We start from the raw sequence: 23,196 nt of genomic DNA, 5'->3' as shown, positions 1-23,196 counted from the left end.
GCCAGAAATTCTATCTGAGGCAGTCAAGTTATTCCATTGGTCAGACGGATTTCTATTATTTGTTCCTTAAACTATATCGAAGGTTTTTGTTTTTATAAGAACGAACTGGATAGGAACCACCAATGACTCAAAATTGGCTCTTGATCGGATGTGTGGGCATGACTTTAGGAGCGATCGCGTTTGGCTTTGGCGCAAATAATGCCAAAAACGAGGCTTGGCGGATTGTCTACACGATTAACTTTTTTATCGCCGCGATCGCAGCAGGGCTTTATCTGGCGATGGTCTTGGGTCAAGGTTTTAATGTCATTTATAGCCGTCCGACTTATTGGGTTCGCTATGTCACCTGGTCTTTGTCTACACCATTAACTCTCGTGCTGCTCAGTTTTCTCGGAGGCACTAGCTTGCCGATCGCGGCCGGCATGGTAGGTGCAGATATTTATATGATCGCAACGGGGTTTGTCGCCACAATCTCGCCCAAACCCACCAGCTACATTTGGTATTTTGTAAGCTGTGGTGCATATTTAGGGCTGGTTTACCTGTTGCTGCACCACTATCGCAAAGAAGCAGCCCAGCAACATCCTAGAGGCAAGAAGGTGTTTGGCAAACTGCTCACCGTGCATCTGGTGCTGTGGACTGCTTATCCGATCGTGTGGATGCTGGCAAAGACTGGCTATAGCGTGATTGATAGCAGTGCAGAAACGATGTCTTACACCCTGCTAGATTTGGCGGCTAAGGTTGGGTTTGGGTTTCTCTCACTGAATTCTTTGCGTCAGCTAGAGCAAACGAGCGAAGTTCCGCAGCATGTTCAGGAGAGAGTTTTAAGATAGCCCTAAAGCTTCACGTCAGGCGGCACAATGATGCGATCGATGACATGAATTACGCCATTGCTCGCTTGAATATCAGGCTGAGTAACTCTAGCGTCGTTAACGGTCACTTGACTTCCAGTTTGAACCGCTAGAGTTTGCCCTTCAAGGGTCTTAATGGCTCCAGGTTGAAGCTGACTTGAAGACAACTCACCAGGCACGACATGATAAGACAAAATTCGAGTCAGGGTTTTGCGATTTTGAGGCTGCAATAGCTGTTGTCGTGTCGCCGCAGGCACTGCTGAGAATGCTTGATCGGTGGGGGCAAATACCGTGAACGGCCCCTGACCTTTAAGAGTCGCGGTTAACCCTCCTGCCTGAATTGCGGCAGTCAGGTTTCTCAGCGCAGGATTGGCAGCCGCAACCTCCACGATCGTTCCTCTCGCTTGCGGCGTTGGCGAAGAAGTTGGAGAAGTCATCACTGAAGCAGTGGGTGCTTGTGCTGGTTGAGGCGCGCAAGAAGTTGCGATCGGCAGCATCAGCAAACTCGTGAGCAGCACGCTCATCAGTCTTGTGTGGTTTGCCAGAAGTCGATTTTGCATTATTAAGAGGAACTTCTAATTTCTCATCAACAGTAGGAACTGAGACGGCATAGAACGTCTTCCACAAGTGGGATATCGCTAAATCGTAGGATGGGCGCTTTGCGCTTGCCTGATCGGAATCGTAATCACAAGCTGGGCACCTGCACCTGGCTCAGAGATACAATTAAGCTGGCCTTGATGGCGTTCAGTCACAATTTGATAGCTGACCGAAAGCCCCAGCCCGGTGCCTTTGCCGATCGGTTTAGTCGTAAAAAACGGATCAAAAATCTTAGATCGCACCGTCTCGCTCATGCCCATGCCGTTGTCGCTGATTGTAATCGTCACGCGATCGTGATCCACAACTTCTGTCTTGATCGCGATCGCGGGCAAATCTTGAGCCTGAGAATGAGGTTCTAACGCCTCGATCGCATTCATCAAAATATTCAAAAACACCTGATTTAAATCCCCGGCGTAACACTGGACTGACGGCAGTTGACCATAGTGTTTAATGACTTGAATCGCTGGACGGGTCGAGATTGCCTTCAGGCGACTTTCTAAAATCATCAAGGTGCTGTCGATGCCTTCGTGCAGGTTGACGGTCTTAAAGTCTGACTCGTCTAATCGAGAAAACGTCCGCAAAGATTGCACAATTTGTTGAATGCGCTCTGCCCCAATCTGCATCGATTGAAACATCTTGGGTAGATCGTCGGTCAAAAACTCCAGGTCGATCGCCTCTATTTCAGCTTCGATTTCACGAGACGGATCAGGACAGTGCTGTTGATAAAGGCTCACGAGCCGCAGCAGACTTTGAGCATACTCTTCGGCATGAATCAAATTTCCATAGATAAAGCTGACCGGATTGTTGATCTCATGAGCAATGCCAGCGACCATCTGCCCCAAACTAGACATCTTCTCGGTTTGAATCAGTTGTGCCTGAGTTTGCTGCAATTCTTTGATGGCAGCCGCGAGTCGCATTGCCTGAGTTTGGGCGACTTGGGCATTGTTTTGGGCTTCGGCATAAAGTTCTGCTTGACTCATGGCGATCGCTAACTGATCGATCACACCTCTAAGCAGTTTTACCTCTTCTGGCTTCCAGGGGCGGCTCCCTCGCGTATGGGTACAAATGACCACGCCCACCACTTCACGGTCTTTTTGCATGGGCAACCCTAAAAACGAGGTGCAGTCAAGCGATCGCAGCAACCGCCGCGACAATGGTGCAGGTAATTGAGACACATCATCTAATTGAATGGTTTGAAACTTGAGAAATTCTTCTCCTAACACGCCTGCAAACTTTTTAGAATAGGAACCCAGGGCACTTCTAATCGTCGGTAGCTTAGATTCTGTGACGGCTTCCCAGATAGCGGGCTGGGTATGAGGGTTATACCAAACAAAGGTGCAGCGATCGATGTGCATCAAGGCGCGAATCTCAATCACAGCCGTTTGCAAAATTGTATCTAAATCCAAAGACTTGCGAATTTGACTGGTGATATTGCTTCTCAATCTAAGTTCTGCGGTGCGTTCTTCCACTCGCACTTCTAAATTTTCGTTAGCAGTCGCCAAGGTTTGAAACGACGTTTGAAGCTGCTTTGTCATTTGATTAAATGACGTTGCCAACCGATCTAACTCTCTGATGCGAATCGGAATGCCAATATTGACATTGACCCCTTGACTAAGTTCTTCGGTCGCAGTTTTGCCAGAAGCAAGCAGCGAAGCCAGCGCTTTTGAGGCTTGACTAAACCGCAAAATGGGTGCTGTCAGCCACCGGGCAATTAGCATAGCGATCGTAATCGCAACCATCACTGCAATCACACACAAGAGAACTCCGACTTGCTTTTGGGCATCGACTTTCCCAGTAAATTCCGACTCTGGTGCGATCGAGATCAGCAGCCAATCCAGTCCTTTTTGATCTTGCCAAGGGGTGACTTGCACATAGTGATCATCGACTGCCTTGGTTTCTAAAGAATTTTGGGATGAGATCGAGACTTCTAAACTCTGCTTGCTGTGAATCTGCTCAAGACTGCCAAACTTCTGCACTAACTGCTTCATCGTTGAGCGAATCTGCACATCTCCACTATTAAATGCCGATAGTCGCTCGGCTTTTTTATTGACAATCATCGTCACTGGCTCAGAGGAAGAACTCGCGACGAGTAACCCCGATCGTTCGACAATAAACACTGCGCCCGATCGACTTACAGGCAGTTTTCGCAGCGATTTAGAAATATCTGAAAGGACGAGATCAACGCCTAACACGCCAATCAGCTTCTTTTTTGAATCATAGAGAGGATAGCCAGAGCTAATCGAAGTCACTTCTGGCATGTCATCCCACTGATAGATTTGGCTCCAAACCGGACGACCTGCCTTCACCGCTTCGATATACCAACTCTCAGCTTGAGGATCGTATTGGGTGATGCTGTGTACCTTTGTTCGTCTAGCGAACTGATCGACTTCGTAATCGTAAGATTTTTTGAGGGCTGCTTTGTTAATCTCGCTGGTTGTAATTGTTTCGCTTGAGGCATAGCCTGCCCCCGCATATTCTCCTAACGGGCTAACAAAGTTGACATAGCTCACCTTAAACGTTTGAACTTCTTTGAGAAAAAGGCGCTGCATCTCTTCTAAGTTAGACGGCGTAATCAGCCCGATTTGCAGCGCATCGCGGTTTGTCTGATCGACCAAATGCACTCGACCCAAATACTCATTTAAATGCTGAGTGACCTGCAAATTTGTTTCACTGTGCAATCGCATCGCCAAGCCTGCGATCGCTTGGTGATCGTTACGAACCGATAGCCACCCCACTAAACCTGCGATCGCAGAAATTTGCAATACAAAAGATGCTACGAGAATCCCGTTGAGAGAAACCGTTAGCGATCGCACAAATTTTAACGGAGGAACGAGGCGCGATAGTTTCACAAGAGGGGCTGGCTGGTGAAGAAGACTTGAAAAGATTAACCGTTCACGTCTTCTTCATCAGAGTGCCCCTTTCTGCTAAACGAAAATCAGGGGATCGGGTTTTCAGCCAGAAGAAACGACATCTCCCACTTTTTACCTTACTTATCGAGTTCTCACACCTGACTTTAAGACTCCATCTTCTAGATAAGCAACACTATCTGCAACATCAATGATTCGGGGATCGTGGGTGACGATCAAAACGGTGCGTCCTTTCTCTTTCGCTAAGTTTCGCAATAGCTCGATCACGGCGTGACCATTATGAGAGTCGAGGGCGGCAGTCGGTTCATCTGCCATAATCAAACGCGGATTTCCTGCCAGGGCACGGGCGATCGCGACGCGCTGCTTTTGGCCGCCTGAGAGATCTTGAGGGTGCCGTTTTGCTTGCTGAGACAGCCCCACCTGATCTAACAAGTCTAAAGCTTGACGATGAGCAGCCGCGCGACGAATGCCTTTAAGGTTAAGGGCAACCTCAACATTTTCTAGGGCAGTCAACGCTGGAAATAAATTAAACCCCTGAAAGATGAAGCCGATGTTTTCAAGCCGAAACTTCGCCAATTTTGAGCTAGATAGCTTAGAGATTTCTTCTCCGAGCAGGCTTACACTTCCAGATGTAGGGGTGAGAATGCCTGCCAAAATTGAGAGTAGCGTCGTTTTGCCAGAACCCGATGGCCCCATTAAAAGCTGGATATCACCAGACTTGACCTCTAAATCGATATTTTTTAGTGCTTGAAACCGCTCGGTTCCTGACTGATAGACCATCTCTACGCCACGAGCGGCGATCGCGTTAACCTCTGTTCTCTCAAGACGGATAGAGAGATTAGCTTGAGAAGCACTCCCGGCACTTTGCAGTAAATCGATTTGGGTGGCAGTCATTCTTTAATCTATTGAAATGAAGGGATTTTTAGACGGCGTGTGGGGAGCAGCTCACAAGCTTTCATTCTGAAAGGTAAATACACCCTCTGAGAGGCTAGATCCGGGTTTAGGTAGAAACTTCACTTTATATATCTAGTCTACCTAGACTCCCTGAGTTCCCATCAGCAAAAGGATTGAACTTTAACGATCGCTAACGTCTCGCCTCGCAAGGATTACGAGATTTTACAGCTTACCCTAAGCTTTGAAAACGATAGCCGGATCGACGCGTGTAACTTTCTGCACTGCAAAGAGGGCAGACCCTACGCACATCACCACCGTTAAAATCAAAACCCCCCCTGCCGTGGCGGGAGTAATTAGGATCATGATGCCCTTGGCGGTCTGTGTCCAGGCTCCAAGTCCGAGACAAAAGGCCATGCTGGGAATATATCCTAAAACTGCCATCCACATCGCTTGCTCTAAAATGACGCTGTAGATAACCCAATTTGACGCACCCATCGCTTTAAGAGTTCCAAACTCGCGCAGGTGGTCGGCCACTGAAGAGTAGAGAATTTGACCCACAATCACCATGCCAACCACAAATCCCACGGTTGCTCCCAAGCTGAGAATAAAGCCGACTCCGGTTCGCTCTGACCAATAGACCTGAGTTTGCTCGGCAAGTTCGGCTTGAGTGTAGGCGCGAGTGTCAGGCAGAGCCGCCTCTAAGCGCTGTTTTAATTGCTGCAAGTCTTGCCCCGGCTTTGCCCGGATTAACACATAGGATATGGGGTCAGAAATGCTGAGACTGCGAGGAGGGGTGAGAGAAGCAGGTTTGCCATCTAAGGGAGCATTGTCAAAATTGTTGGTGCAAACGAGATTGCCTTGGGTTTTCCGGGTGCAGTTGACTGAGGTGTTTAACCCGGCAGTGGCATAGGCGTTAGCGTTTTCTAGCGACGTGAAGATAAACAAGCTAGACACGATCGACTGCGTATCTTGAGACAACCCCACAATTTGCGCCGGGAGCGTCCCGATTTTGCCTTGCTCACCGATTTGCGTCTGCCCTAAATTTTTTAAGCTAGAGCGATCGACGACGACTTTAAAGGGTTGTTTAACGGCATTGAGTTTGCCCTGGCTAACATCCCAACCTGCAAAAAGGCGACTGTTAGGGTCAAAGCCAAAAATTCTGACTGGGGTAATCAGTCCAGAATCGCTGCGCCAAATGCTCGATCGAATCATCAGCGCTTCTGCCCGCTCCACCCCTGAGACTTGTTGAGCCTGGACGACTTTTTCAGCCGCGATCGGGCTTGTCAACTCTAGATGCACCATGTCTTTAGAGGCAACCCACAGATCGGCGGTAGATTGATCAATTAAAAGCGCCGTCGATCGAGTGAACCCTTTAAGAATGCCGACTTGAATCGTCACCAGGCTGACGGCAAACATGATGCCAGCTTGCGCGACGAGAAAGCGAGGAATGTCTTCAAAGAGGTTTTTGCGGGCGATCGAGGCCATCGGCAGAAGGGGGGGACGCGGGAGGGTAGTTCTAGTCACACTTACACGTTACATTTCTCTAGTCTATGCAGAATGACCGCCCTCGTGTTCCATCCGTTCCTAACCAAGGACACTATCTGAACTGTCTGCTGTAGCGATCAATATTGTCTCTAAATCTCCAACCATCTTGGGAGACGATGTTACGGGGTAGTCCATGTTGCCATCATTTGCTCGACGGACTCAATAGAGATGCCCTGACCCTAATCGATTTCATCCAAGTCCTCTTTAACCGCCGCAATAAACTCAATCTCTCTCAGCATTTCGTGCAAAAAGACTGTCGCAGGTAACCGCTTTACAAGTTCAAGCACTGCTTCTTTATCACTCATTGCAAACCACAACTTGTTTAGGTAGGCATACCAATTGTACGGCAACTTTTTGCCCTCACTCTTCAAACTACCCTTTTGAAATCGACCCGTGGCTGGGCAGATCCCGTAAGAGTACAGTGGTGCGCCCCTACAGAATCTGCCAGATTTCACTCGACAAATTCTAACCTCGTGTTCCAACCAGCGTTGAAGCTGACAGGTTTTCGGGCAACGATCGACTTAAGCGATCGCCATACAGCGCCAACGCATTGCCGTTGAGCAGTAGGTTGAGATGCTCACGATCGTAGTCGGCGACTTCGGCGGCAGACTTGACACAATCCTTCAAAACACCATCCCAATGACCGTAGTCACCAGAGAAGCAGGTCAGGTGTTTGCCCATTTCACCCATCGCGATCGGCAGGTAAGCCGGGGCGGGATCATCCGATTCAAAGGAGGTGAAAATCTGCCCGCGTCCAAAATATTCCATTGGGTCACGGTGACGCAGATCGTAGTGTTCGTATAGGCTAGAGTCGTCGATTTGCGTTGGGTCATGCTGCTTTGTCCACAGCAGATCGAACAAATTTTTTGCTTGGCTGATGATGTTGCTGTTGTTGTGAACGCCTCGCTCTTGAATCATCAGCTTCGTGAATTCCATTAGCGAAGGGCGATAGGGATTCTTGGGATCAAAGTCACGAATGCGCTTTTCCCAATGTTCGTGGAAGGCGTGGGCGAGGTCAGGCAACCAGCCACAACCCCCTTCTAGAAAGCCGACTCGCAAAGTGGGGAAGCGCTCAAACACACCATCAAACACCATCCGAGCCAGTGCCATCTGCTGTTGATTACGCTGTACAAAAATATGGCTGAGGACAAACGTCTCCATGTGGTCAGCGATGCCGCCAATCATGTAAGAACCCGGCCCGCCATGAATGCCGATCGAGACATCCAAATCAACAGCCGCTTGCAGAAGTGGCTCAAAATCAGGATGGCTAAGAGTTTTGCAAGTGCGAATTTCGGGGAATGCGTCAGGCGCTTTGGGGTGCGGAATCGCAATGTTGGGTGCGATCGAAACGCCGATCATGCCCAGCTCATTGACGCAGCGACGCATCTCTTTGATGGCTTCGTTGACATCTTGCATGGGCAAAACGCCGATCGGCTTGAGGCGGTTGTCATAGCCCCGGCAATCGTCAGCCATATAATTGTTGTAGGCGCGACAGAGGGCGATCGCCATGTCTTTGTCTAAATAAGACGAATAGCTCAAAGTCCAAGTGCCGTAAATCACCTGCACGTCGATGCCCTCCCGATCCATGTGTTCGATCCGCACCTGGTTAAACATGGCTCCCAGCGTGGTTTCTGGGTGAAGGCTGCGAAAGCCACCTTTGCCTAAACCTTGAGGTTGAGGATAGAGTCTTTCTAAGTCATTCTTGCCAGTTGCGGGGTTAAAGTCGATGACTCGCATTCGTTGATCACCCAAGCTATCGACGATTAGACTGAGGCGATCGCGATATTGTGGCTCGATGTAGTCTCGAATCACGAGCGGATTCTCGATCTTGTGAGCATCTGCGTCGATAACTAGCAAATCTTGATACATGAAGTTCCCCGTAGTGTAGATTTTTGTAACGAGTTAGGCGGTTGCTTTGGGTTTGAAATGCTGCCAAAGCTGGCGTAGACCAAACCAATGCTCAAACGACCAGGCGAGAGAAACCAAAATGGTAATGCCGGGATATTTGACGAAAGCAGGTTCGTTTTTCTCGAAAACAGCGTGTCCACCCAGGGCAAACACTTGAGTCAGCAATAGACAAACGAGTGTCATGCGCCAGTCATAAAACAAGTAAATGACCGCAGCGATCGCCAACAGATTTGTTAAGTGGTGTAACGCCTGGTTGATTGGGTTTTGATGAGAGGCGACAAAGTGCGCCTTTGCATCTTGGAGGTAGCTCATAGCGCTTCTCCCCGTTCTTTCTAATGGGATTTTGGAACGATAGCACAGAGAAATTCAGGAGACGGGGGAGCGATCGAAAGTTTTTGGAATTGGTAACGATTTTTTTGAGAATTGCCTGAAGTTCAGAGTTTTTGACTCAAAACCAGCGCAGTTGCCAATAGCTTTTTTCAGGTTGACTTAACTCTTCGTCAGTTAGCCAGTCAACCTGCTTATAGGTGCCAAACGCATGATCCCACCAGTCTACGGCGAGTCCAAAATTGTGATGCCACATGCCATATTTGTGGTGAACATAGTGGACGGGCATCTTCATCCAAAAGCACTTGGTCGGATTTTCGTGCTGTAGCTGGTGAGCATAAGACGAAAAAGCCGCGTAGATAAAACCGCCCAAAAACCAGCCTATCCCTGCTGACCGCGAGTGAAAAAACATCAAACATAGGACGATAAACGTCCCTCTCACATAGTCGCGGAACTCCCACAGCACGCCCTGTGCTTCATTGCGACGATGGTGATCGCGGTGTCGTTCACCAATTTTGGGCGAGACGTGCATCAAGCGATGCAGCCAATATTCGACTAAGCTTGCCAACACAAACGCGATCGTAAAACAAACGATACCCACTCCTACATTTACTAGCACCGCACTCGCTCCTTGAAGATCTTCTTAGTATTGTGCCATTGTCTTTAATCAGGGCAATAGGGCACAAGGCGAGAAAAAGATGCCACGATCGAGACCACAGACACTTTTAATTCAAACGAAAATGATTCAGCGATTATTGATAATTGGATGGAGCGCGATCGTCTTTTTGATCAGTTCATTAACCCTCCCGGCTCTTGCCGCAGACTTGACGAGTGGTGCCAAACTATTTGAGGTGCAGTGTGCGGGATGCCATGCTAACGGCGGTAACATTGTGCGACGCGGCAAAACCCTGAAGCTGAAAGCACTCCAGCAAAACGGCTATGCAACCGAGGCGGCGATCGCTGGCATTGTCACCAACGGCAAAAATAATATGTCTCCTTACAAAGACCGTCTCAACCAGGCTCAGATTCAAGACGTGTCAGCTTATGTACTCGATCGGGCAAAGAAAGGATGGAAGTAGGCTTTGTCTTGCAGTAAATGCTCATCTACAAGATGGAGGCGATCGCACTAAAGGCAACCGACAAACGGTAAGCAAACTTTGGGTTTAATCTTTTCGATGACGCGATCGACAGCCTGTTCTGGTGTCGGGATGTTTAAACGAGGGAACAGTTGATTGACGATACCGACATAGCCGTTGATTTCTGCTGTAGCACGAGCAAACTCAGAGAAGCCGGAGAAGCCGACATCAAAAATGCAGCCTTCCATCAAATCTTGAGTGACATTTGCCTCTGTGCAAGCATTCTGCGCCTTCTGGATCTGGTCGGCAGACAACATATTGAGCGTCAAGTACTTGTCTGGAAAAGCAGGATCAACATAATTCTTGGTGGTTTTGCCTGCCGGGTAATCAAACAAGGATTCTTCTTGTTTAACGCGCCAGCTATTGCCAAACTCCTTATAAAGTTGGTCGAAGTAAAGCTTTTCGGCTCCACTCAGCGCCCCTGGAATTCTCAAACCAGCGAAGCTTAAGACTTGCTTCACATCACCATAAGTTGACTTGGAGTCCAAAGAGTTTTCTTTGCCGCGAACCCTTTGGTCATCGTTAGGATTACCATTGACGTTTCCGAGCAAGCCACTATATTTTCCTGCACGGTTGTAAACGAAGGGTGAAACGTTGAAGTATGAATTGCCCCCAGTACTAATTGAGCTAACGACAACCTTCTCACCTGTGGAAAAGTTAACCACATAATTATTGCCTTGTTTCAAAATCTCGCTACCGTTTGGCAGAGCTAGTTTGTCGCCTTCAATGGTCGTTGGCTTGCCATTAATTCGCAGCGGAGTGCTGGTATCTGCATCAGGAAAATCTTTTGAATATAAGGCAACTCGGCTATTCCCCACTTTCATTGCTACAGCGCTGTTGAGTGAAAGCGAAGGCTTGACAGGTGCTTGACGTGTTTGAACTTCAAAGGAACCATTGCTAGACTTTGACAGGATAAATTCTCCCACTGTTTGAAAGCTGTATCTCATCCCATCGAAGGTAGCGATATGCGGGTCGCCGTAAGTTTTTCCCTCTTTCAGTTTGCACTCTTCACGGTTTTGATTGCTTTCAGATTTACACGGGTCTTCATAAATGCCCATTAGAGCTTTGATTGCGGGTATATTTCCGCTGATGTTTGGGCTATTTGGATAATCTTGATCCTCAAAAATAATCTGGTTTATATAGTCTCTGCTAGCTTTTTCTGCGAGAGAAGCTGCCATCTTGTATCCAGGGCGATCTTTTTCATCTTTGTTAAGGCCGTTAGGACAGTCGAAAGGGTTAACAGAATCTGCCAAAGAGAACCCGTGTCGTACTTTACCTGGCGGCGCGACGCAAGGACTGATAATGCTATCGAAGTACCCAGATGTAAGTTTTTTAAGATTGGGATCGAGGGTTCCCGGATCGTATTCTTGTCTGCAAACACGAAAGATGCATATCTTTTTTTTAATAGTAGCAGTTGGATCGCCATTAGGCTTACCATCATCTTTTTTGTTTGGATCGGCGGGTTTACTACAAGGAGGAGTGTGCTTATCTGCTCCATCACAAATAACTTCTCTACCTAAATCCTCATTGATTTCAGTCTTGCCCAACTCTACCCAATTGCTGTGAGCGTAAAAATCCTGCAAAGTATGTAAAGCTTGTCCAAGATTTCTACGAGCTTCTTTTCCTATGGCTTTTTTATCTTCTTCAGTGGAGTCCTTCCTAATTGGCTTTAATGCTTCAACAACTTCAGACTTTAAAGTTTTAAGCCGCGCTGATGCTGCTGGAAATAGGTCGTTATCAAAATGATTTTCAGGTATACCAAAATCTTCAGAAGGATTCAAACCAAACATACCTGGATCTAAATCTACACCCCTATTAGCTTGGTAAATTTCCTTTTGGGCATCTTCAGTAAACTGGAGATCTGTTCCATCCTCGTCAACCAGCACCTTTTTATCTCTCGGAGAAACCCATATTCCATTAGTTGCAAGTTTCGTTATTTCACGATGTCCCTCATTGTCTTTATCAGGTTTGAAAGCCAAAGTAGAACCAGTAAACCCTCTTGATTCTTCGATTTTGACTGGTTTGTGCGTCGATAAATTACTGTCAATATCTCGTACTTCCTTGAGAGTAGAAGTAATCGTCGCTGTTGCACGATCGGACTCCACCCCTAAATTTGGAGTGCAGAAAGTAGAGTTAAAGCTGAAAACTGTACACGACGCAGCTAAGAGGAGACGATTTAAAAATGAGCCTGAAACAAAGACAGTTGCAGTTGTAGCAATGATGAAGCTAACAATACCTAGCAACCAAAATCTAACTCCGCACATGAATCTGCCCACTTTATTAATGCCACTGAGAAGAATCGCGATCGCCTTCCGCCAAAAAACAGCACTGGTGATAAATAGAAAAGTAATGAGAGTAATAAAAATAAACCGGAGCGATCGCATACTGAAGCTCTCATAGGATAAGTAATTTCTCCAAGAGAATACAAAACCGCTTCAGCTTTAGTCCAGTGATTCTACGGGTCTTCTCACAAGCTTTAAATACTTTCCTAAACCCCGCGCCTCTCCTTTAAGGGTCACATTCAAATATTTAGCGCTGAAAGCTTTACTTGGTAAAAGATACACGATATGAGTTTTAGGGGTGAGCGTCGCATAGAGTGTGAAGTACGATCTTTGCAGCGAACCTCATTTAAATTCAACAGAGGCGTAGAAAAATGGCTGACCAGGTTGTGCAGTGGCTCAACGAGATTAAAGACCTCAAACAAACGTTACAAGCAGCGCAAGAAGCGCAGGAAGCCGCAAACGCTAGCGCTGACAATTGGCGAAAGCTCTATGAGACAGAAGCCCAGCAGCGACGCACAGAAGCAATGTTGACCCGACAAACGATCGCCGATCTCAAGTCCGAAATTGCCCAACTTCAAATTCTTCCTCAAGCTTCATCAGACCGATCGAACACGCAATCCACGATCGAGCGCTCGATCGAGAATCTGACCACCGTTGACGAACTCAAAGCCAGACTGTTTGAACTTTGGACAGAACACGATCGCCTCGCTCAAGATCTCAAAGCCGAGCAAGCCGACCACGCGCAAACCCGCAAAAACCTGACCACTGCACTAGGCGATACGGTGGATTTACTGACTAAAGTCAGAGAACAAAAGGGCGAAAGTTAAAATCCCATCGCTTTCGCAACGGCTTCTAAGTCTGGTGAAATGCCTTGTTTAAATTGATTTTGACTGTGTTTGATCGCAGTGTCAGGATCTTTCAGTCCATTACCCGTTAAGACACAGACCACCGTTGCCCCAGTCGGCACTCGATCCTTGACCTTAAGCAGCCCAGCGACGGAGGCAGCGCTAGCAGGTTCGCAAAAGATTCCTTCTCCAGAAGCCAGCAGACGATATGCGTCTAAAATCTCTTCATCGGTGACGGCATTAAATTCGCCCTGGCTCGACTCCTGAACCGCTAGAGCTTTTTGCCAATTGGCGGGGTTGCCGATGCGAATAGCGGTGGCGATCGTTTCGGGGTGACTGATGATATGACCACTGATCAAAGGAGCCGAGCCTGCTGCCTGAAAACCCATCATCTTCGGAAGCCGGGTGCAGCGTCCTTCTTGATGATATTGGCAAAAGCCCATCCAATAAGCACTAATGTTTCCAGCATTGCCAACTGGAATGCACAGCCAATCAGGCGCGTCGCCCAACACGTCAACCACTTCAAAAGCAGCCGTTTTTTGACCTTCAAGCCGATAGGGATTGAGCGAATTGACCAACGTCACCGGGTAATTTTGTGACATCTCACGCACGATTTCTAGAGCACGATCGAAGTTTCCATGAATTGCCAAGACTTCCGCCCCATAGAGCAACGCTTGAGCCAGCTTTCCGAGTGCTACGTAGCCATCGGGGATCAGCACAAACGCCCGCATTCCTCCACGACGCGCATAGGCAGCAGCGGCGGCAGACGTGTTGCCCGTACTGGCACAAATCACAGCTTCTGCCCCGGCTTCTTTGGCTTTAGAAATCGCCATTGTCATGCCGCGATCTTTAAAGCTGCCTGTCGGATTCAGACCGTCGTATTTCACAAACACTTTCACCTGCCGACCGATCTGAGCCGCGATCGCAGGTGCCGGAATCAAGGGCGTATTGCCCTCGTGCAGCGTGATCACGGGCGTTTTATCGGTGACGGGAAGATAGCGCCGATAGCCCTCAATCAAGCCGCGCCAGTTTTGAACTTTGGGCATAGCCTCGTGAAGCGAGTCATCTTGAACAGACAGACTTAAAGTCACAGGGTTGAATCGTTGAATGCAATAGTAGATCCTAGTCTACTACAGAGGGTCAGAGTGCCCTGTCTCTTAAAGGAACTTAGAGAACTTTCTGCCAGTCATAAAACAGAACACTTCGATACAAAGTCGTGTAAAGTTTAGGTTAAGATAATTTTCGGTGTGAGTAAGTACAAATTCCTAAGACCTATGACAACGACGAATTCAAATCATCAGTTTAGCAATACAGCAGTGTGTGAGCAGCGCCAAGAGCCTTCTGCGCTCTCAGATCAAGAGTGGGCCCGATCGCTCGAAAAGATGAAGGCACTCTATCAAGCCGATCAGCAAGCAAAGTTTCTCAATCTTCACGCTGAAACTGAGTCCTTACTGCATCAGCTACAGACTCTTAAGCAACAGCGAGAACAGGAAATCGGCTAGTCCATCAGCCTTTTCTCTCGATAACTCACGCCTCATGCCCCCACACCTTCTAAAATGAGGGATGCGTTTAAGTAGGTGTGAGTTATGCGGACTTTCTGGTCTGATCCCTATCTTTGGATTCATGCGGCGGGTGTGGCAGCCGTTCCCTTGGGGTTGGTGGTTTGCCTATTGGGGTTGGCGGTGGGTGACCCACTGTTGCCCGTCTGGTTAGAGTTAGGGCTAATTGCGATCGTCGGCATCGCCCCGATTGTTTGGATGCAGTGGCAGAAACCTTTCTATATTTTTAGTCTAGTTGCTGTTGCGGTCAAACCTGAGCGGTTGACCGACGATCAGCGCCGAATTTTGACGCTCTTTAAGTCTCGCCGCAGCCCAGTCTGGATTGGGCTAGGAGCGTTAGTGATGTGGGTGCTTTTATGGCAGATTTATTTGATTGCGCCGATCGCGGCTGATGTCACACCATTTCCAGTGCGAGGGCTGGGGTTAGGAGTGGCAGCGATCGCATTTCTTGCCAGCAATCTGTTTCTACAAGTTCCGCTGAGTGTGGGTCGAGTGCTTCTGGCAAGTGATCAAGAGTTTGCGGTTGCCCAACCGTTTGCCGTTGAGCAAATTCTGCCAGCTTTCTCAGTCTTGGGGTTGAAAGTTAACCAAATTGTGCTGCCCCTGCTGCCTGATGAAATAGCGGCGGCACCGACAGCGTCGATCGGGGCAGACCCCTTAAATTCGGTCACTGACTTCTCGACTCCCGATGCAGATGATTCGGCGGATATTTTATGAACGATCGTGAGCGCTTTCTGTTATTACGATAGAATTTTTTATATCTCAACCGAGTAGAAATGTTGTCAAAATTACAGACAACAATGCTCATTAAGCTATCTTGTAGATAGGCTCTGATAAGAATTTGGCTTCCCAAAATTAAGTTTTTCCTAAAGCGAAACCGCTTCAACGCTACAAATTTTTGATGCTCTCTCACAAAGGTCTGCCATGTCTAACTTCAACGCGTCTTCACCCTCTGAAGATAATGCTCACCCTCTAGCTTACGAGACTCAAGTTTGGGATAGTCTCAAGCGAGCGATCGCCGAGAGTTCAGGCTTTAAAGGCTGGAAGATTGAGCGAGAAGTAGACAAGCGCCTGGCAGATATCAGTCTTGATACGCTGGTTCATACCTACTTGCGCGAGACGCTAGAAACCCTGGCTTACTAAAAGTCAAGGCTCAAATCCTCCTCTCGGTAGTGCCCCCTTTTTAGGGGGTTATCTTTTAAGAAGAATGCTGCCGAGAGGGCCTTTGATGCGATCGACGAGATCACTCAAGCGACGATAGGCATCCACAATGCGATCGCCATCAACTAAAACCTCTTGAGTCGGATATTTCTGCACGATTTCTAAAACCGAAAGTTTGCCATCTCCGCTAGCAGAAAGCGCAAGAGCACCTCGAAGCGCTTGACGATCAGCACCTCCGGTTGGGGTTCGGATGGCTTGACTGAGCGGATCGAGGAGGACATTTCCGATCGGACTGTTCATCACTCGATCAAGCACGATCGGATTAATGCGGATCTCTTTCGTGAGCGTTTGCCGCACCGCTTCTGGTTTTTGACGGGAGAGTTTCAAATGAGCTTGCAGGGCAGGCGATGTGTTTCCCGTTTCAGCAAAGGTTGTCAAGTCGCTGACTGAAACAGATTCTCGCAAAATGCCATATTTCAAAATCACTTGTTGAGCCGCAAAAGCAGAGGGACTCACGACAATAGCACCTGTTGCCACTCCTAAAGCCAGCAAAAGACGAAAAGATAAACCTTGTAATTTCATACGCTTAGTTAAATGAGGATGACTTCCTCGACGTTAGCGCACTGCAATAGGTTCTCCCATTTTATCATTCTTTAGGCAGAATTTCGCTCACAATCTCATAGGCGTTGATCATTGGCACTGCCGAAAACAACGGAGTCATCTTCTTGAGAATAGCTTGATGGGCCTCGCTGCTGTTGGCTTCCATCAGTGCCTCGCTCTCCCAAAAAATCACAGAAATGCCGCGATCGGTGTCTTTCTCCCGCAGCAGATAAGCACCTAGAAAACCTTCTGCATACATGGCAACGGCTTCTTGATAAAGTTGCTGCGCTGCTTCAAACGTGCCCGGTTTAAACTCTCCGATCGCGACCTGGGCACATTTGTGAATGAGAAAATCCTGAAAATCTGTCATGGCTCTTGTCGCCTCTATGAAAATTAGCTGGGTTGAGGAGTCTTACTTCATTAAACCGCGCTACAGGGAACTTAGACTCATCTAGGTTTGTCATTTCCTTCAGTTGTAAATCGAGATTTAGATGCTATCGTCATTGCTGATATCTGAGATTGAGTCAGAATTCTGACCGATTAAGCGTCCCGATTTATCAATTAACTCTTACACACCACACCAATATGTCACGCCACGGTATTCAAAAGAACTCGGTTTCTCATTTCAAAACTCGTTTTGCCTCTTCAGGGTTAGCCACTCTCATGTTGATGAGCGGGAGTGGAATCCTGCTTGCTCAGTCGGTTCCGACTCAGCCAAATAATGATGTAGTGGTTCCCGTGGTGACTCCTGAGACTCCTCAGTCTGGGCCCAGGCAGCCAAGTGTTGTCACTCCGGTGCCAGACCCAAACGTTGTCACTCCGGTACCGAACCCTAGCGTTATTCCATTGCCAACTCAGCCGAATGTTATTCCAGGGCAGATTCCGCAAGTGCCGACTGCCAGCGGCATTGTTTACGTGAATCCAACGTCGGGGAACGATCGCTCAGATGCCGGACGAGCCGATGCCCCTTATCGGACGATCGCTTTTGCCCTTCAACAAGCGACGGCAGGCACGATCGTGCAACTCGCTCCCGGAACCTATAGTAAGGAAACTGGCGAAACGTTTCCGGTCAAAATGAAGGCGGGTGTGGTGCTGCGCGGAGACGAAGTGGGCAAGGGGCAAAACATTCAGATCACGGGCAGCGGCGGCTATAACAGTAAGACGTTTGCCACCCAAAATGTGACGATCTTGGCAGCTCAGAGCAGCGAGATTCGAGGCGTGACGGTGACAAATTCTAACTCTCGCGGCACGGGAATTTGGGTTGAAGATACCAACCCGACGATCGCCAACAGCACCTTTACCAAGAGCCTCAGAGAAGGCGTGTTTGTCACAGGCACCGCGAATCCTAAAATTCTCGACAACCTCTTCACCAAAAACGAAGGCGATGGCATCTCAGTTGCAAAAGCAGCGCGGGGTGAAATTCGAGGCAACGTCTTTATAGACACTGGGTTTGGTTTAGCGATCAGCGGCACCTCTGCACCCCTTGTCGATGGCAACCAAATCAGCCAAAACCAGGATGGCATTTACATCAATGACAATGCTCGTCCTATTCTTCGCAACAACTCGATTACTGATAACAAACGCGATGGAGTTGTTGCCACGATCGGGGCCCAACCTGACTTAGGCACGGCTGAAACTCCCGGAAACAACACGATTCGCAATAACAAACAATTCGATCTCAACAACTCAACGGGTAACAACACGCTGGTTGCGATCGGCAACAGCATCGACCCTAAACGCATTTTTGGAAAAGTAGACTTTGTTGCCAGCAGCGGCACCTTTGCTGACGTTCAGGGACATTGGGCACAGGCTTATATTCAAGCTTTGGCTGCCCAGAAGGTAATTACAGGCTTCCCAGATGGCAGCTTTAAGCCCAACGATCCGGTGACTCGTGCTCAGTTTGCGGTGATTGTGAGCAAAGCTTTTAGCCCAACACCTCGCCGAGCGGGGACGACTTTTGCCGATGTTGCCAAGAGCTTTTGGGGGTTCGACGCAATTCAAACTGCCTCGCAGGGTGGGTTCATGGCGGGCTATCCTGGCGGCACCTTTAAGCCAGAACAAAAGATTCCCAGAGTTCAGGCACTGGTGGCGATCGCAAATGGCTTAGAGTTTGGCAACGGAGATGTTTCGGTTCTGTCGAGATATCAAGATGCAACTGCGATTCCGTCGTATGCGAGTGGCTCGATCGCCTCGGCAACCACCCGAAAAGTAGTCGTCAACTACCCAACTGTCGGGGCATTGAATCCTAATCGGGAGGCCACACGAGCAGAAGTCGCGGCGTTTGTCTATCAAGCGTTGGTCAACGCTGGAAAAGCCCAAGCACTGCCTTCGCCCTACGTGGTAGTCGTCAACCCTTGAAACTTTCCATCTATTTTGGGGCAGAAATATTTAATGTTTCTGCCCCAATGTACTACTCTTTTCTTGTATGAAACCACCCTGCTCCCAAAATAGAAGAAGGGGAGCCAGATTCAAAGTCCCTCGCCCGTTCTGGGAGAGGGATTTAGGGTAAGGGTCAAAGGTAATCACAATGGTTGCCGGGTTAGTATAAATATTTCTTCAGCAACAGACCTAACCGTTCTTTAGCGGCAACAGAAACTTTATCCATTGGAGTTAAAATTGCATACTTCAGTGCAGAATGAGCTTCAGAAGTCGGCGGATTTTCACTCAACCGCCGCACCGTTTCCTGAATCACTTTCTGTGCGTTGACTGCATTGCGTTGCAGATTCGCGATTACCATCTCCACTGTTACGTTATCGTGGTCACAATGCCAGCAATCATAATCTGTGACTAACGCCAAAGTCGCATAAGCAATTTCAGCTTCCCGCGCTAGTTTTGCTTCTGGAAGATTGGTCATGCCGATGATCGTTGCGCCCCAACTGCGATGCAAATGTGATTCTGCCTTCGTCGAAAATGCCGGGCCTTCCATGCAAACATAAGTGCCGCCTCGATGAAGGGCGACATCTATGAGATTGAGACTCTCAACCGAATCGCCTAACACCTTCGCCAAATTGAGACAAATCGGATCGCCAAAGGCAACGTGCGCCACAATGCCATCGCCAAAAAACGTGGAGATGCGATTTTTAGTGCGATCGATAAACTGATCGGGCACGACCATATCTAACGGTTTCGCCTCTTCTTGAAGCGAACCCACCGCAGAGGCTGAAATCAGATACTCTACGCCCAAACTTTTCATCGCATAAATATTTGCCCGAAATGGCAACTCAGACGGTAGCAAATGGTGATTTCGCCCGTGTCGTGCTAAAAATGCGACTCGCGTTCTGTCTAGCGTTCCGACAATCAGCGCGTCTGATGGTGAGCCAAATGGGGTTTCAATCTGCACCTCTTCTACGTCTTTCAGCGCCTCCATTTTATAGAGTCCGCTGCCGCCGATAATGCCAATTTTTGCTTGAGACATGAGTGAGAAAGGTGAAGTGAGTCGATCGGAGCTTATTCTACTGTGTTTCGCTGCTAGTGGTCTATCTAGAACACCGTAATCTTCAAGCGGGTGCTGAAACGTCTACCGGAAATGCTGCTCAGTTCCTGAACCTAAATAAACAGGGGTCATTAGGGGAGGCGCTACCCAGATCTAGCGACAGCTCCCTAACGTCCAACTTCCTACAGTTGAATGGTGATTTTGTTGTGCAATTCCTCCACTTGAATCAGTGAACCATTCCCGATCGCAATGTTGAACTTCACTAAAGAATGTTCAACTTGATATCCCAGCAACACTCGAACAATTTGATATTCAGTCGTCAAATCACTCGTGCCATCCCATTTGAACAATGCCAGTTGATTGGACGCAATCTCACTCAGTTGTGACACAAACTCTTCAATCTCATCGCTCACATTCGGGAGAATGCCAGACGAGAGAAAGATGTAACGCTCTTGCAAATCTAAAGTGACACTGACTCGATACCGTTTTTCGGTTGAGCAGCGCAACTCAACGGTGAACGAAATCGAGCCAGGAACGATCGTCCTAACTCCCATAATATTTTGTCCTCTTGGTTAATTCAAAGAGGACAAGAATGCTGATTTCTCAGAGATTCTATTGGGATGAAAAACATATGCAGGATCTTGATTCCAGCCTTTCAAGATCCCATAGCAAAGCTGACGGTGTACAATCATGAACGCCTCCTGAGTTATCTAATCCTACGTATGAGGTTTTAGAAAAGGAGCCTTAATCGCTATCTACGCCAGAACGGAAAAGATTGACTCTACTAAAATCCACCCTCCACTGTAATTTTTTTACCAAGCATAAAGATGTTATTTTCGCATTCATACTGCTTTAGCTGCTGATCAATTTCTGGAGTCAGGGTTACGAGTGCCCAGGTTTTTTTGACTAAGCTATGCGCCCAAAGCATTTCGCTACTCTCGTTGGAAGGAAAAAGTAGAGCGGCAGATCAACGTTCCACCCCCTTCAGAAACATTCAGTCACCCTGGAAAATTACTGAAATCGGAAGCGATTAGTGCAGAGCGCAACTCCGAAGGAACTGCCAATGGTGCCCACTTTTACTTTGAACAAGCAGAACTCAATCTTTGCTTTCTGACTCCCGATCTCGTGCGGATGGATTGGAAGCCAGGGCTGCCGCCAGTACCTTACGCGCTTAGCGCAAAGCGCAACTCCGAAGGAACCGCCCGTCAAGAGTGGGAACCTGTCGCAACTCACCTAAAAGAAACGGCAGAGGGCTGGACAGTCACGAGTCTTTTGAAGGACGCTCCAGTACTCAAGATTGCGATCGCGATTGACGGTCGGATCACAGTCCGGGATGCTTTAGGAAACGTGGTGCGGGAAGAGTTGCCGCCAGAGAAGCCAGGAGACGGGTGGACGCATCGATCGCGGCTTCGTGCTGAAGAAGCGGTCTATGGGTTGGGAGAGCGATCGGTGCCGCTGAATCTCCGTCTTGCCAGAGAAGTGATCGAAAAGCAGGAAGTTACCCAAACGCCGAAGACCTTTCGCGTGTGGAATTACGACGCGGCGGGCAAGTATGATGCCGGGGCTGACCCCATGTATATCTGCATTCCGCTTTACTGGAGACTGCACCATCACGCACTTCACCTTTGACGAGGTTGCCACTGCCAGCTTTGAAGGCGGTGCTTTGCGCTACTACATCACATCTTGCCCAGAAGCCTCCCACATCCCTCTCGTTTGGGGAGTGCAGTTGGGGACGATTTGCGGAGTACAAGCTTTAGGATCAAAAATATCCACCAGTTGCGGCTCACCGCTACTTTCATTCTCGTGGAAAGCATCAAGCAGAACAGTTCCTGAGAGTGAGGGGCGCGGAGTCAGGGCCCGATCGACCAAAGATCGAGCATCTGCCTCGTGATAGCTATCCAAACGAGTCACTAGATAGCCCCCCGTCAGACGATGCTCAAAAGGGTAGGTCTGCCGCCAGTAAAGGTTCGGGGTCAGCAACCCAAAGACTTCCTTGCCAGAAATCTTTTTATAGTCGAGGTCTCTAAAGGCAATCGCTGAGGTCTTGTAGTCAAGAGCCGCGATCGTGGAATCGAGCGACTGATGTTGGATGAACGTTTCCCCATTCATAAATGGATGGGGGGGACATTCTTAACCCGCAGGGGAACCCCTTTCGTGAGCACGACATAGCGGATCTGATCGCTAAGGTGCCTGCGGTTCAAGAATTCCCGCAGGGGCCGCTCTACCTGTTTTTGATAGATCGGGTACTCGATCGACTCAAAAACTGGCTGTTGGCTACTGTCAAACAGTTCTAGGGTGAGAAAGTTCGTCGTGGGAATCCCTCGACGCTGCATGTAGTATTGAGCGACTCGCAAAGAAACGGGACTATTGCGGTTCGCAATCACCAAAACTCGTGAGGACTCTGGGTGAACGGGTGGATTGTTGAATGAGTTTACCCGGATCACTCCAATTGTGATCAGAGCAATCAACATTAGAAAAACAATCCAGACCGCTTTTTGTGGGCGAGGCAACGTGAACTGAATCATGCCTTAAAACTCATATAAACCTGCTGATAGTACGTTTGGTACTGCGGGGAGAGGAGCGATTGCCACCAGTCAGGGTGAGCTAGATACCACTGAACCGTCTGTCGTAACCCACTCGCGATCGTCTCACGGGGAGTCCAGTTCAGTTCAGTTTTGATCTTGGTAGCATCGATGGCGTAGCGGCGATCGTGCCCTGGTCGGTCTTTGACGAAAGTCGCCAACTGACGACAAGGGCGCACAGGTAGGTCGATCGCAAGTTCTTCCATCAAATCGCACAGCATGTAAACCAGATCAATATTTTTGACTTCGTTGTTGCCGCCAATGTTGTAGGTTTCGCCCAGCTTGCCTTGGTGAATCACAGTATCTAGCGCTTGGCAGTGATCGGACACATAGAGCCAATCTCGAATGTTTTGCCCATCTCCATAGATTGGTAGAGGCTTCCCCATGAGAATATTGACGCACATCAAGGGAATCAGCTTCTCTAGAAAGTGGTAAGGGCCGTAATTATTGGAGCAATTGGTAATGATAGTGGGCAATCCATAGGTATGGTAGTAGGCACGCTAAGTACAGGACAAAAGCTTGCAAAAGGGGGTTAGGAAAGGGTTTCATGCAAATAGTGAGTTCACAATATGAAACCCTATGCATCAGATTACCCAATTGCGGCAGACATTGCAG

The 23,196-nt window shown here is 48.4% G+C and carries 24 protein-coding genes and 1 pseudogene; 8 read left to right on the top strand and 17 right to left on the bottom strand.

Annotation, left to right across the window (positions count from 1 at the left end):
- The first annotated feature begins 122 nt into the window (after positions 1–122).
- Positions 123–827 (top strand): bacteriorhodopsin, encoded by a 705-nt coding sequence (locus BRW63_RS16945; RefSeq protein ID WP_073073184.1) that lies wholly within the window; start codon positions 123–125, stop codon positions 825–827.
- A 2-nt stretch (positions 828–829) separates the two neighbouring features.
- Here BRW63_RS16945 and BRW63_RS16940 read toward each other — a convergent pair whose 3' ends face one another.
- The 8 genes from BRW63_RS16940 to BRW63_RS16905 all read right to left on the bottom strand — a co-directional run bounded on the left by BRW63_RS16940 (position 830) and on the right by BRW63_RS16905 (position 9,602).
- Complete coding sequence (locus tag BRW63_RS16940) at positions 830–1,369, bottom strand: fasciclin domain-containing protein (RefSeq protein ID WP_219898602.1); 540 nt, start codon at positions 1,367–1,369, stop codon at positions 830–832.
- A gap of 114 nt (positions 1,370–1,483) precedes the next feature.
- A complete protein-coding gene (locus tag BRW63_RS16935; protein WP_106254062.1) occupies positions 1,484–4,291 on the bottom strand; it encodes an ATP-binding protein in 2,808 nt (935 codons plus the stop codon).
- A gap of 141 nt (positions 4,292–4,432) precedes the next feature.
- Positions 4,433–5,203 carry an ABC transporter ATP-binding protein gene (locus tag BRW63_RS16930; protein ID WP_073073179.1) on the bottom strand — a complete coding sequence of 257 codons (771 nt, stop codon included), beginning with the start codon at positions 5,201–5,203 and terminating at the stop codon, positions 4,433–4,435.
- A 234-nt stretch (positions 5,204–5,437) separates the two neighbouring features.
- Complete coding sequence (locus BRW63_RS16925; protein WP_244913220.1) at positions 5,438–6,727, bottom strand: FtsX-like permease family protein; 1,290 nt, start codon at positions 6,725–6,727, stop codon at positions 5,438–5,440.
- A 200-nt stretch (positions 6,728–6,927) separates the two neighbouring features.
- A complete protein-coding gene (locus tag BRW63_RS29595) occupies positions 6,928–7,053 on the bottom strand; it encodes a hypothetical protein (RefSeq protein WP_262983547.1) in 126 nt (41 codons plus the stop codon).
- A 160-nt stretch (positions 7,054–7,213) separates the two neighbouring features.
- Entirely contained in the window at positions 7,214–8,617 is a 1,404-nt protein-coding gene (locus tag BRW63_RS16915) for an amidohydrolase family protein (protein WP_073073173.1), read from the bottom strand.
- Between the two features lie 33 nt (positions 8,618–8,650).
- Positions 8,651–8,968 carry an Mpo1-like protein gene (locus tag BRW63_RS16910; protein WP_073073172.1) on the bottom strand — a complete coding sequence of 106 codons (318 nt, stop codon included), beginning with the start codon at positions 8,966–8,968 and terminating at the stop codon, positions 8,651–8,653.
- A 136-nt stretch (positions 8,969–9,104) separates the two neighbouring features.
- A complete protein-coding gene (locus tag BRW63_RS16905; RefSeq protein ID WP_073073170.1) occupies positions 9,105–9,602 on the bottom strand; it encodes a sterol desaturase family protein in 498 nt (165 codons plus the stop codon).
- 121 nt (positions 9,603–9,723) lie between these two features.
- Here BRW63_RS16905 and BRW63_RS16900 point away from each other — a divergent pair, with 121 nt between their 5' ends.
- Positions 9,724–10,062 (top strand): c-type cytochrome, encoded by a 339-nt coding sequence (locus BRW63_RS16900; RefSeq protein ID WP_073073168.1) that lies wholly within the window; start codon positions 9,724–9,726, stop codon positions 10,060–10,062.
- A 47-nt stretch (positions 10,063–10,109) separates the two neighbouring features.
- On the opposite strand, the gene BRW63_RS16895 is transcribed toward BRW63_RS16900, so the two are convergent.
- The gene (locus BRW63_RS16895) at positions 10,110–12,503 is read right to left on the bottom strand and encodes a VWD domain-containing protein (protein ID WP_073073166.1); all 2,394 of its coding nucleotides are present in this window, start codon (positions 12,501–12,503) and stop codon (positions 10,110–10,112) included.
- Positions 12,504–12,772: 269 nt separating this feature from the next.
- On the opposite strand from BRW63_RS16895, the gene BRW63_RS16890 reads away from it, so the two are divergent.
- Positions 12,773–13,228, top strand: a complete 456-nt coding sequence (locus BRW63_RS16890; protein ID WP_073073164.1) for a hypothetical protein — start codon at positions 12,773–12,775, stop codon at positions 13,226–13,228.
- On the opposite strand, the gene thrC is transcribed toward BRW63_RS16890, so the two are convergent.
- Positions 13,225–14,337: a threonine synthase gene (thrC, locus tag BRW63_RS16885; protein WP_073073152.1), complete on the bottom strand. Its 1,113-nt coding sequence runs from the start codon at positions 14,335–14,337 to the stop codon at positions 13,225–13,227. The two genes, BRW63_RS16890 and thrC, sit on opposite strands and share 4 nt — an antisense overlap.
- Positions 14,338–14,520: 183 nt before the next feature.
- On the opposite strand from thrC, the gene BRW63_RS16880 reads away from it, so the two are divergent.
- The 3 genes from BRW63_RS16880 (at position 14,521) to BRW63_RS16870 (ending at position 15,948) form a co-directional block, all read left to right on the top strand.
- On the top strand, positions 14,521–14,748 hold the full coding sequence (locus tag BRW63_RS16880; RefSeq protein WP_073073151.1) for a hypothetical protein: 228 nt from the start codon (positions 14,521–14,523) through the stop codon (positions 14,746–14,748).
- 84 nt (positions 14,749–14,832) lie between these two features.
- Complete coding sequence (locus tag BRW63_RS16875; RefSeq protein WP_073073149.1) at positions 14,833–15,522, top strand: low-complexity tail membrane protein; 690 nt, start codon at positions 14,833–14,835, stop codon at positions 15,520–15,522.
- A gap of 207 nt (positions 15,523–15,729) precedes the next feature.
- Positions 15,730–15,948, top strand: a complete 219-nt coding sequence (locus BRW63_RS16870) for a hypothetical protein (RefSeq protein WP_073073147.1) — start codon at positions 15,730–15,732, stop codon at positions 15,946–15,948.
- Positions 15,949–15,996: 48 nt separating this feature from the next.
- Here the strand turns inward: BRW63_RS16870 and BRW63_RS16865 are convergent, their stop codons facing one another.
- Positions 15,997–16,548, bottom strand: coding sequence for an alpha/beta hydrolase (locus tag BRW63_RS16865; RefSeq protein ID WP_073073145.1), 552 nt, complete (start codon positions 16,546–16,548; stop codon positions 15,997–15,999).
- Positions 16,549–16,612: 64 nt separating this feature from the next.
- The gene (locus BRW63_RS16860; protein ID WP_073073144.1) at positions 16,613–16,936 is read right to left on the bottom strand and encodes an antibiotic biosynthesis monooxygenase family protein; all 324 of its coding nucleotides are present in this window, start codon (positions 16,934–16,936) and stop codon (positions 16,613–16,615) included.
- Positions 16,937–17,151: 215 nt separating this feature from the next.
- Between BRW63_RS16860 and BRW63_RS16855 the strand changes: the two genes are divergently transcribed.
- Positions 17,152–18,924, top strand: coding sequence for a DUF1565 domain-containing protein (locus tag BRW63_RS16855; protein WP_223257407.1), 1,773 nt, complete (start codon positions 17,152–17,154; stop codon positions 18,922–18,924).
- A gap of 181 nt (positions 18,925–19,105) precedes the next feature.
- Here the strand turns inward: BRW63_RS16855 and BRW63_RS16850 are convergent, their stop codons facing one another.
- Both BRW63_RS16850 and BRW63_RS16845 read right to left on the bottom strand, forming a co-directional pair.
- A complete protein-coding gene (locus BRW63_RS16850) occupies positions 19,106–19,981 on the bottom strand; it encodes an S-methyl-5'-thioadenosine phosphorylase (protein WP_073073140.1) in 876 nt (291 codons plus the stop codon).
- A gap of 200 nt (positions 19,982–20,181) precedes the next feature.
- Positions 20,182–20,553 carry a hypothetical protein gene (locus BRW63_RS16845; RefSeq protein ID WP_073073138.1) on the bottom strand — a complete coding sequence of 124 codons (372 nt, stop codon included), beginning with the start codon at positions 20,551–20,553 and terminating at the stop codon, positions 20,182–20,184.
- Positions 20,554–20,965: 412 nt separating this feature from the next.
- Between BRW63_RS16845 and BRW63_RS16840 the strand changes: the two genes are divergently transcribed.
- Positions 20,966–21,628, top strand: coding sequence for a hypothetical protein (locus BRW63_RS16840; protein ID WP_397428399.1), 663 nt, complete (start codon positions 20,966–20,968; stop codon positions 21,626–21,628).
- 42 nt (positions 21,629–21,670) lie between these two features.
- On the opposite strand, the gene BRW63_RS16835 is transcribed toward BRW63_RS16840, so the two are convergent.
- The 3 genes and pseudogenes from BRW63_RS16835 to BRW63_RS16825 form a co-directional block, all read right to left on the bottom strand.
- On the bottom strand, positions 21,671–22,108 hold the full coding sequence (locus BRW63_RS16835; RefSeq protein WP_073073120.1) for a hypothetical protein: 438 nt from the start codon (positions 22,106–22,108) through the stop codon (positions 21,671–21,673).
- The gene (locus BRW63_RS16830; RefSeq protein WP_073073118.1) at positions 22,105–22,524 is read right to left on the bottom strand and encodes a hypothetical protein; all 420 of its coding nucleotides are present in this window, start codon (positions 22,522–22,524) and stop codon (positions 22,105–22,107) included. Before BRW63_RS16830 ends, BRW63_RS16835 begins: the two co-directional genes overlap by 4 nt.
- A pseudogene (locus BRW63_RS16825) lies at positions 22,521–23,069 on the bottom strand (dTDP-glucose 4,6-dehydratase); the annotation flags it as partial. The pseudogene BRW63_RS16825 and the gene BRW63_RS16830, both read right to left, overlap by 4 nt.
- Between the last annotated feature and the right edge of the window lie 127 nt (positions 23,070–23,196).

This window comes from Phormidesmis priestleyi ULC007, assembly GCF_001895925.1.
Lineage (GTDB): Bacteria > Cyanobacteriota > Cyanobacteriia > Leptolyngbyales > Leptolyngbyaceae > Phormidesmis_A > Phormidesmis_A priestleyi_A.
The sequence above is the reverse complement of the archived record's forward strand: the minus strand, read 5'-3'. Positions and strand labels throughout refer to the sequence as shown.